This is a genomic window from Yersinia sp. 1252 StPb PI (genome assembly GCF_048593885.1).
GTDB classification, from domain to species: Bacteria; Pseudomonadota; Gammaproteobacteria; order Enterobacterales; family Enterobacteriaceae; genus Yersinia; species Yersinia enterocolitica_E.
Map to the genome: position 1 here is coordinate 1 of NZ_JAZGQE010000165.1, position 10,505 is coordinate 10,505.

Genomic DNA, 10,505 nt, shown 5'->3' on the forward strand with positions numbered 1-10,505 from the left:
TATAATATTTGTTTTTATTGGTGGCGAAAGTTAATAGACGATAATTTAACAGGATAAATTTCTCTGGCAGGGCGATAACAACTGGGCTAACCGATATGAATTGATCGCAAGTGATAGTGTGTGGGGTGAAGAGTAAACTGTTAAAGTCTTAATCACTAAACAGTGATAACTACAGTAGGTGCCTTTATGACCATGGATTTATTTGATCAGTTGCCTCATGATCCCTGGATTGAAACGTTAGCGCCCGGTGCGGTTGTTTTACATCATTATGCACGGCAGCAGGCCGCATTATTATTTGCTGATGTTATTGCTATCACCACTGCCGCGCCTTTTCGCCATCTCATCACCCCCGGCGGTTACCGGATGTCGGTTGCCATGAGTAATTGTGGTCAGGTTGGTTGGGTGAGTGATATGCAAGGTTATCGCTATAGCCCGGTTGATCCTTTGACTGAGAAAAACTGGCCTGCCATTCCGGCAAGTTTTATGACATTAGCAGTCGATGCCGCGCAACAAGCGGGTTTCTCTCAATTTGAACCAGATGCCTGCCTGATAAATCGCTACGAGGCAGGGGCTAAATTATCATTACATCAGGATAAAGATGAGCTGGATCTGCGTCAGCCAATAGTCTCGGTATCGCTGGGGCTAGCTGCGGTATTTCAATTTGGTGGGCTGACGCGTGAGGCTAAATGCCAGAGAGTCTTATTAACGCAAGGGGATGTTGTGGTCTGGGGTGGGCCTTCCCGTTTGAACTACCACGGTGTACTGCCATTGAAAGCCGGTTTTTCCGCTACGACCGGCGCTTATCGCATTAACTTAACCTTCCGTCGCACCCGCTGATTTGAGAGGTTATAAGAAAGTGTGAGAATGCCCTCAATCTTGTCTGGCAAGAGTGAGGGCGATGAGAGTTTTATTGCTGTTGACTCTCTTTTTTATGCAGCAACATATACACCGCAGGAATAACCAGCATCGAAAGCAGTGGTGCACTCACCATCCCGCCAATCATCGGAGCTGCAATACGTTGCATGACCTCTGACCCAGTCCCGCCGCCCCACATAATGGGAAGCAAGCCGGCCATAATAGTGGCGACAGTCATGGCTTTTGGTCGCACCCGCAGCACCGCGCCTTCATGAATAGCTGCACTCATCTGGCTGGCCGTCATAGCAATGCCGGGTTGCTGATGTTTTTTCACCGCCTGATTGAGATACAGCACCATTATTACGCCAAATTCAGCGGCCACACCGGCCAGGGCGATAAAGCCCACCGCGGCGGCAACGGAAAAGTTATATCCCAAGCCATACAGCAGCCACACCCCGCCAATCAGTGCGAAGGGAAGCGTCGCCATGATTAATGCGGCATCGCGGACACTGCTGAACGTGACATACAACAAGACAAAAATGATCATCAGGGTAACCGGTAACACAATTTTCAGTTTTGCCGTTGCCCGTTCCAGGTATTCAAACTGCCCAGACCAGCTAAGGGAGACGCCTTCCGGCAGTTTCACTTGTTGTGCCACCGCTTGCTGCATTTCAGTAACGGCTGATTTCAAATCTCGCCCGCGCAGATCAACATAGACCCAGTCAGATAAGCGCGCATTTTCACTTTTCAGCATCGGTGGGCCTTCTGTCACCTTGATATCGGCCAGTTCCGCCAGTGCGACTTGCCCGCCACCGGCAGTCACTACCGGCAAATCACGCAATTTTTGCAGTGAATCACGTATTTCCCGTGGGTAGCGCAGGTTGATTGGATAACGTTCACGCCCTTCAATGGTTTCACCGATGTTTTGCCCGCCAATCACGGTTGCCACCAGTGATTGCAGTTCTTTTACTGAAACCCCATAGCGAGCGGCCCGTTGACGGTCAATGTTGATATCCACATAGCGGCCACCTGCCAGTCGTTCCGAGAGGGCCGAGGTCACACCTGGCACGTTGCGCACCACTTGTTCGATTTGCTGTGCCACCTGCTCAATTTGGTGCACATTTTTGCCATTCACTTTGATCCCAACCGGGCTTTTGATGCCGGTAGAGAGCATATCCAGCCGATTGCGGATCGGTGGCACCCAGAGATTGGCGATACCGGGCACCTTGACGGTGGCGTCCAGTTCTTCGATCAATTTGTCCATGGTCATGCCCGGCCGCCATTGATCCTTGGGTTTAAAACGAATGGTGGTTTCGATCATGGTCAGAGGGGCTGGATCTGTTGCCGTCTCTGCTCTCCCGGCTTTACCAAATACTGTCGCCACTTCCGGTATGGTTTTTATCAAACGATCGGTTTGTTGCAGTAAATGGCTGGCTTCGCGTACCGAAATCCCCGGCAGTGTAGAAGGCATATACAGTAAATCACCTTCATCCAACGCGGGCATAAACTCACTCCCCAGACGGCTTAATGGATACAGGGTTGCCAGCAGTAATATACCCGCGATAGCTAATGTGGTTTTTGGTCGCGCCAGTACGGCGGTTAACACCGGATGATAAAGGGCGATTAGCCCACGGTTAATGGGGTTGGCATTTTCATCAGGGATTTTGCCGCGAATAAAATAGCCCATTAATACCGGTACTAACGTAATGGCTAACCCCGCCGAAACGGCCATGGCATAGGTTTTGGTAAAAGCCAGCGGAGAGAACATCCGCCCCTCTTGCGCCTGTAATGTAAATACCGGAATAAACGATAAGGTGATGATCAGTAAACTGCAAAACAGCGCCGGACCGACTTCAATGGCCGCCTGCTCTGAAATGCGCCAGTAATCCTGACTGACCGGTGTTTTCCCCGGGTTATCTCGCCGCCATTGCTCCAACACTTTGTGCATATTTTCGATCATCACGATCGCGGCATCCACCATAGCCCCGATGGCGATGGCTATCCCGCCCAGCGACATAATATTGGCATTGACCCCCTGATAGTGCATGACGATAAACGCCCCGAGAATCCCCAGGGGCAGAGTGATGATAGCCACCAATGCTGAGCGGAAGTGGAACAAAAACAGTGAGCAGATCACCGCCACCACTAAAAACTCTTCCAGCAATTTGAATGATAAGCTGTCGATGGCCTGAGTAATCAGGTGTGAACGATCATATACCGGTACGATTTCCACCCCAGCTGGTAAGCTGCGCTGAATCTGTTGCAGCTTCTCCTTCACGCCGTTAATGGTTTCCAGTGCATTTTTGCCATAGCGCATCACAATGATGCCACCGGCAACTTCCCCTTCACCATTAAGCTCGGCCACGCCACGGCGCATTTCTGGCCCCATCCGCACGGTAGCGACATCGGACAGTAAAATGGGAATACCTGCACGAGCAGTGATCACGATATTCCTGAAGTCATCCAGCGTTTTCAGGTAACCGCTAGCGCGCACCATATATTCTGCCGCCCCTATTTCCAGCACCGAACCACCGCCTTCCTGATTACTATCAGTAATGGCGCTGGCAATTTGTTGATGGGATAGATTTAGCGCCCGCATCTGTTCCGGGTCGAGAACGACTTGATATTGGCGCACCATGCCCCCGACACTGGCCACTTCAGAGACATTGGGTACTGTTTTCAACTCAAATTTTAGTGTCCAATCCTGCAAGGCACGCAGATCGGCCAGACTGTGTTTGCCGGTTCTGTCGATTAAGGCATATTCATAGATCCAACCCACCCCCGTGGCATCCGGTCCCAACGAGGCTTTGGCTTCAGTCGGCAAGGTAGCCTGCACCTGACTGAGATACTCCAGCACCCGTGAACGTGCCCAATAAGGATCAGTGCCATCATCAAACAGCACATAGACATAGGCGTCGCCGAACATCGAGAAACCGCGTACGGTTTTGGCACCAGGGACTGACAACATGGTGGTCGTCAGTGGGTAAGTCACCTGATCCTCGACCACTTGTGGTGCTTTACCGGGATAACTGACACGGATGATCACTTGCGTGTCTGACAAGTCTGGCAGCGCATCCAGCGGGGTTTGTTGCAGTGACCAAATTCCCCACGCGGCCATCATCACCGCGCCAAGCAGTACCAACAGCCGATTGCGCAGTGACCAGCGGATAATGGCGGCAATCATAGGTGGCTCCTGTGGGTATCGGTACTGCTATTGCTTGTTACCGGCTGGATTTGGCGGATCTGTGCCCCTTGTTCATTGAGAGTGAAAGTGAAATTAACCTGACTACCAGCGACGATTTCCGGTGATAACGACTCTGCCGGTAGCTGGAAGTCCATCGTCATCGCTCCCCATTTCAAGGCCGCGATCGGGCCATGGGATAAGGTGATTGTTGAACCATTGATAGCGATGACTTTCCCTTGCACCGAGTAGATATCAATAGCTGCTGCGGCAGTGTTATTCGCTGTTGGCGTGGTATTCTCAGTTAAGGTGGGGGTATCCTCCATTTGTGGCAGAGCGCTTTGCAGACTGGCTTCTGAATCAATCAGGAATTGGCCCGAGGTCACCACCAATTGACCGACGTTAAGCCCGGATTTTATCTCTGTCCAGCCGTCCTGAGTTTGCCCGGTACTGACATCCACTGGCTTAAAGTAGCCATTACCTTCAGCCAGCAGCACCCGGTTACTATTGCCTGACATCAGCAAGGCTTCTTGTGGAATAGCCAAGACCGGTTTTAGATTATCTGCTGGCGCGGATTGTACATTCAGGTACATGCCCGGTTTCAGCTTTTGTTGTGGGTTTTCCAGGACGATGCGCGCTTTTAAGGTGCGGGTAGCGAGATCCATATTAGGCAATAGCTCGCTGACGGTGCCGTGGAAGGTTTCACCCGGCCAACTGGCGGTCGTGGCGGCAATCGTACTGCCGATAGTGACTAAACTGGCTTGTGATTGCGGATAGTCCACCACTATCCATACCGGATCAAGGCTGGCTAATTCAAACAGTGATTGTGTCGCAGTCACTTGTGAACCGGCCCGAATATCCAACTTACTCACATAACCCTCAGACGGAGATCGTAAGGTGATCCGCGTTTGCGGCTGGCCGCTTTTTTCGACACTGCGAATCACCTCTTCTGGCATAAATTGCAGTTGTAGCCGTTGGCGAGCGGCGGCCGTTAATTGGCTATCACCCAAGGTGCGGATTGCCAGATACTCTTGTTGCGCGGCACTCCAATCGGGAACCCATAATTGCGCCAATGGCTGATTTTTACTGACCGGTTGTTGATTGGCGCGTACATACAATTGTTCAATAATGCCGTTAGCCCGCGCCGCGATAACCTGCACGCTGCGCTCATCGGTTGCCACTGTGCCGTAACCGGCAAGACGATAGTTGAGTGATCGCATTTCCGCCGCGGCAGTGCGCACGCCTAAATTCTGCTGTTGGCGGGGGCTGATGCTAACGCCGCCCTGTGCTACGGCTTCATCGGCATAGCGCGGCACCAACTCCATATCCATAAACGGCGATTTGCCAGGTTGGTCGAAACGCTGGCCGGGGGACATAGGATCATACCAATACAGCACCTTCCGGCTATTTTCTGCCGGTGTTTTTTCAACCACCGTGGCTGCCGTGGTGGAGTGCTCTGAGGCGGGTTTAGCCAACAGATAACCGGCAACGCCACTGATCACGGCGACGGCCACCAGCGTCAAACTAGATAGCTTTTTCATCGCATGCTCTCCTGCGGGGTCAGATAACGGATGGCAGCCCAGGTACGGGCTAACTCTCTGGCGGCATTACTGGTATTGAGCTGGCTATCGAGCAGGGCACGCCGTGCTTCCAGCACACTGCTTAAATCGCTTTTATTGGCCTGATACTGCGCCATAACCAATTTAACCCGCTGTTTTTGCAGTGGTATAACCTCATCAGTCTGACGCTGCCATAATTGCTGTGTGGCCTGATATTGCGCCAGCAGAGTATCGAGTTGCGCCCGGTGGTCGCGGGTGAGTAACGTAAGCTGGTCGTTGGCTTCCATTGAACGCGATACATCGGCGGCATAGTCTTTGTCCTGACGTTGTGAGCGGAATAGTGGCAAATCAACGGTGATCATAACGCCCGCCATATCGTCATACTCGTCAGCTCGTTTAGCGTAATAGACCTCGATCCCAACGTCCGGTGTGGCGGCAATGGCCGATTGTGCGGAGCGGGCTTTGGCAACGTCAGCTTCGCGGCTGGCAAGCAACACTTCAGGGTGCTGTTGGATGGCATCACGCAACACGGTGATATCTGCCGGTAGGCGGGCGAATGGTGGTAACGGGCCGCTGATATGCTTGACCTCAATACCGGTCAACTGCGTCAACTGGGTTTGTGCTAAGGCAACGTCACGTTGTGCGGTGGTCAATCTATCCTGCATGGCAGATAGCGTCAGGCGCGCATCCAATACACTGCTGGGTAATGCGCCACCACTGGCAACCCCGGCCCGTTGCAATGCGACCTGTTTTTCGCTTTCTTTTACCAGCACTTGCGCCGCGCCCACCGCCTGTTCGGTCAGGGCGAGATCAAGCCACGCCTGCGCCGTCTCTTTTTGCAGCCGGGTGCGGATAGTTTCACTGCCTGCTGCCGTTTTGCGCGCTTCAGCACTCAGGGTATCAGCCTTTCTTTGTCGCTTATCACTACTGATATAGTCCTGCATGATACCGACCCGCTGCATGGTCATGCCCTCGCGGGTGAAGCGGCGGGCATTACTGCCGCCGACCGGGAGGTTTTCAATACCAAACTTCAATTTTGGATCGGGCAGTTGGGTGGCTGAAGTGGCCATATTTTCCAGCGCATTGACCTGATGCTGATTGGCTGACAGCTCGGCCGAGTAGCGTTCAGCATAGACCAGCGCCTGTTCCAGTGTGATATCTGCCGCGTAGCTCACCGCTGGCAGAGTGAAAAGTGCCGCCATTAGCAGTGCGGTAAATCCGAATGGCAGCGCAGCCGTGGGGCGCACCTGCTGTGGGTGATTCAGTAAAGGGGTCATCATTATCCCGCCTTATGGCTGCTGTGCTGAAATGGCAGTTAGCTGATAGCCTTGTTCGGTCTGGCGGAAACTGAAGGTCACGGATGTACCTGCGGGTAATGGCTGTGCGGCCAGGCTCTCCGGTAGGTCAAATGTCATGGTCATCGGTGGCCAGTTCAATGCTGGAATGGCGCTATGAGCGATAGATACGCGGGTGGCATGCCAGGTTTTTATCTGGCCCTGGGAGTGATAGCTCTCTGCTGGCGCAGAATCCGCCATTATTGTATGACTATCATGAGACATCGGGCTACTTTCACTCATGGCCGGGCTGGCGGCGAACAGCGGAGAAGAGAACAGTAATACAGCAGATACAGCGCTAAATAAGATACGCATAGCAATAACTCCAAAACATAGAATAAGCACAACACACCACGATTAAGTGGCCTGAAGAAAACGGTTATTTATGTCTGGATCTATTCTCTAAAGCGGCAGAAAGCGATTTCAGTGGGGGGGCCGACAATGGGGGGGGTATGCCAGTCAACGCGCTGGACGCGTGGTGTTTGTTGCCTATCAGCCAATACTAACTCCGTATTGGTGGGTAAGGCTGCCAGCACCAACATGCCGCTGTCAGACTGGACAGAGTCAGGGATGCAGTGTTTTTCACATAAGGGGTTTTGCCCCTGACCATGAGACATATCCATCATTGATGGCATGTCGTGCATTTGGTTTTCTGTTGCTAAAGGGTCAGGCTGTATATGCCCTTGATGCTGGGTAAATACCGGCGAGGCAGAAGGGGCAATATCACACTGATGGCCGGCGATGGCCAACTGCGCGTTGAGAATTAGCCAGCAGGCAACCAGCAGCATACCGCACATGCGCATTTTACTGGCGCGCATCCGGTGCATAAGCTGTGGTACTCCCCTAAATGCTGGCATGTTTAACCTGAATGTGTGGTGATATTAAATAATGCTGCCAGCGAGTATAGGACCATCTCCCTGTTTTTAGAATGGTTTTATCGGGTTGCACTGAGTGAAATAAAAGGTTGCCAAAACGTTAGTATGCTGAATTTATTCTATTTATTTCGATATCTGAAGCCACAATGGGGTTGATTAGAAGAAATATTTACTTTTCTTTAAGTTATTAGCCCACACCGCTATGCATCAATCGGCGTGGGCTGAATAAACCTAAGCCTTACCAGGCATAACTGACAGTTGCGGTGGCAACACGGCCACTGCCATAGAAGCAAGCTGCCATCTGTGCACAACTGGCAACATATTCTTTGTTGAACACATTGTTGACGTTAACCTGCAAACTGGTGCCTTTCATCGCTGGCAGAGCTTGTCCCAGTTCATAACGCATCATCCAGTCATACAATGTCACCGCCGGGACTTTAAAGCTGTTCTTGGCATCACCCCAACTGGTGCCGATATAGCGGACACCAACACCAGTGGATAAGCCATCGACTACTCCTTTATCAAAGGTATACATTCCCCACAGTGAGGCGGAATGGCTTGGTGTGCGGGCTGGCATTTTGCCTAATTCAGCCAGTGTTTTGGTTTCACGCACTTTCCCTTTGGTGTAGGTATAGGCAGCAATCAGGTTGATATTGTCGTTAATCTCACTGTTTAACTGCGTTTCGATCCCCTGAGATTGCACTTCACCAATTGGGACGTTGTAGGCCAGCGCCTGGTCGTATTGGCTGATATTTTTCTGGCGTAAATCGTACAATGCAGTCGTCAACAAGGTGCTGCTGCCCGGTATCTGGTATTTGAGGCCAAGCTCAACTTGACGCGCGGTAACCGGGTCCAATGCCCCAGTTCCCGGCGCGCCTTTGGCGGTGCTAGGTTCAAATGAAGTACTGTAGCTGATATACGGCGAGATACCGGAATCAAAGGCATACAACACACCAGCACGGCCGGTAAAGGCATGGTCGTCTTGTTGATCCTGAGTAGCGGTTTTGCGGCTTAGTGTTTTTAACTGTGACCAGTCATAGCGCCCGGATAAGAGGAAATTCCACTTATCCAGTTCAATTTGATCTTGTAAATAGACCCCCACCTGATCGAGTTTGGTCAGATCACTGCTATTGAGTGACAAGTCACCCTCTTTAATATTCAGGCCATAGACAGGTGATACCCAATCCAGATTGTATTTTGTCTGCACGGTGCCCATAAAGAACTGACTATCAATACGGCTACGTTTGTAATCCAGCCCAGTCAGCACCGTATGGTTTAACTGCCCGGTCCAGAAATCAGCTTGCAGTTGGTTATCAACGGCAAACTCAGCCATGGTCTGGCGCTCGATTTGCGGGCGACGAGTCATGGTGCGGTTATCTGGCAGCAAATTCATAAAGACCAGATACTTGTAGTCTTGCTTGTTATAGCTGTAGCGCAGGTTCTGGCGGAATTTAAAGGTGTCATTGATATAATGTTCAAGAGCATAGCCGACAGAGGTCTGCTCGCGTTCAGACTGATCAAATGACGGATCGCTAACGTTAAAATCGTAAGGTATATGGCCGTATGCAGTACCAAACACGGTTCCAGTGGCTGGCAAGAAGTTACGTGAACCGGCTTTGGGTTCTTTCTGATAACTGGTCAGTAAGGTGAAGGTGGTGTCTTCGTTCGGGATAAAGGTTAGTGCCGGGGCGAGAGCAAAACGCTCCTGTTTAAAGCTATTTACGGCATCATCTTGTGTTCTGCCAAGCCCGTTCAAACGATAGAGTACTTTACCTTCATCATCCAACACGCCACCGAAGTCGAATGCTGCTTCAGCCAGGCTATTATTGCCTGCACCCACCTGCACTTTATGAATACTTTCCGCTGTTGGGCGTTTACTGACCATATTGATCAGGCCGCCGGGGTTCACTTGGCCGTAAAGCACTGATGCTGGGCCGCGGATGACTTCAATTCGTTCCAGCAACCAGGGGTCTATCTGGCCTCCACGGCGTGCACCACCTAATGAGTTGTAGCTTAAGCCATCGAGAAAACGCGGGGCATAGCCAAAACCACGAATGATCACTTCGTCATTCATATTCGAGCCGCCACGGTATTCCGGCACGACACCGGCGGTATAGCGCAGGGCCTGTGCCACAGAAGCCGCCCCTTGATCTTGCATTTGCTGGCGGGTAATAACTGAAACTGATTGTGGGGTGCGGATCAGTGGTGTGTCAGTTTTAGTCGCGGTGGCGCTGTTTTTAGCGACGAAACCATCATCTTGTTGGCCGCTGCCCGGTTTGGCGACAACCACTAATTTATCTTCTTTAGCCGCAGTGGCCGCTAATGCGTTGAGTGACGGTATTAGTATCAAGGTGGTGGTGAATAATAAGGTCTTTGCTGTGCAGCCTGCGCGAAATGGCAATGTTGTTGGTATCTTCTTGCCAGAAATATCAAACATGATTTATCCCTACCTGGAAGTACAATAATGGAAAGTATTTAAACCTCATACGTCAGGTTCTTGATGCCAACCGGGCTTTATTTGCCTCTATTTAGCTTGGTTGTTACAAAAAAACGTTATATTCCAATCCAATAACCGTCGCATAGCACATCGCCCATATCTAAATTACGATGATAGGCTGGCACACTGGAGAGAATGCTTACTATTTTATTGCAAATAATAATACTTCTCAATATTATTTGTGTTTAGGTAATAACCTTATAT

Annotated in this window: 7 protein-coding genes; 1 reads left to right on the forward strand and 6 read right to left on the reverse strand. The window is 51.1% G+C overall.

The genetic code is table 11. From position 1 onward, the window contains the following. Positions 1-186 precede the first annotated feature (186 nt). A complete protein-coding gene (alkB, locus tag V2A85_RS18845) occupies positions 187-837 on the forward strand; it encodes a DNA oxidative demethylase AlkB (RefSeq protein WP_372560515.1) in 651 nt (216 codons plus the stop codon). 70 nt (positions 838-907) lie between these two features. Here alkB and V2A85_RS18850 read toward each other — a convergent pair whose 3' ends face one another. The 6 genes from V2A85_RS18850 to V2A85_RS18875 form a co-directional block, all read right to left on the reverse strand. Further along, entirely contained in the window at positions 908-4,039 is a 3,132-nt protein-coding gene (locus tag V2A85_RS18850) for an efflux RND transporter permease subunit (protein WP_420072092.1), read from the reverse strand. After that, a complete protein-coding gene (locus V2A85_RS18855; RefSeq protein WP_420072093.1) occupies positions 4,036-5,577 on the reverse strand; it encodes an efflux RND transporter periplasmic adaptor subunit in 1,542 nt (513 codons plus the stop codon). Before V2A85_RS18855 ends, V2A85_RS18850 begins: the two co-directional genes overlap by 4 nt. Continuing rightward, a complete protein-coding gene (locus tag V2A85_RS18860) occupies positions 5,574-6,872 on the reverse strand; it encodes a TolC family protein (protein WP_420072096.1) in 1,299 nt (432 codons plus the stop codon). The genes V2A85_RS18855 and V2A85_RS18860 overlap by 4 nt, the downstream gene beginning before the upstream one ends. A gap of 12 nt (positions 6,873-6,884) precedes the next feature. Further along, positions 6,885-7,244: a copper-binding protein gene (locus tag V2A85_RS18865; protein ID WP_372560518.1), complete on the reverse strand. Its 360-nt coding sequence runs from the start codon at positions 7,242-7,244 to the stop codon at positions 6,885-6,887. A gap of 80 nt (positions 7,245-7,324) precedes the next feature. After that, on the reverse strand, positions 7,325-7,756 hold the full coding sequence (locus V2A85_RS18870; protein ID WP_420072094.1) for a hypothetical protein: 432 nt from the start codon (positions 7,754-7,756) through the stop codon (positions 7,325-7,327). Between the two features lie 286 nt (positions 7,757-8,042). Beyond that, the gene (locus V2A85_RS18875; RefSeq protein ID WP_420072095.1) at positions 8,043-10,241 is read right to left on the reverse strand and encodes a TonB-dependent siderophore receptor; all 2,199 of its coding nucleotides are present in this window, start codon (positions 10,239-10,241) and stop codon (positions 8,043-8,045) included. Between the last annotated feature and the right edge of the window lie 264 nt (positions 10,242-10,505).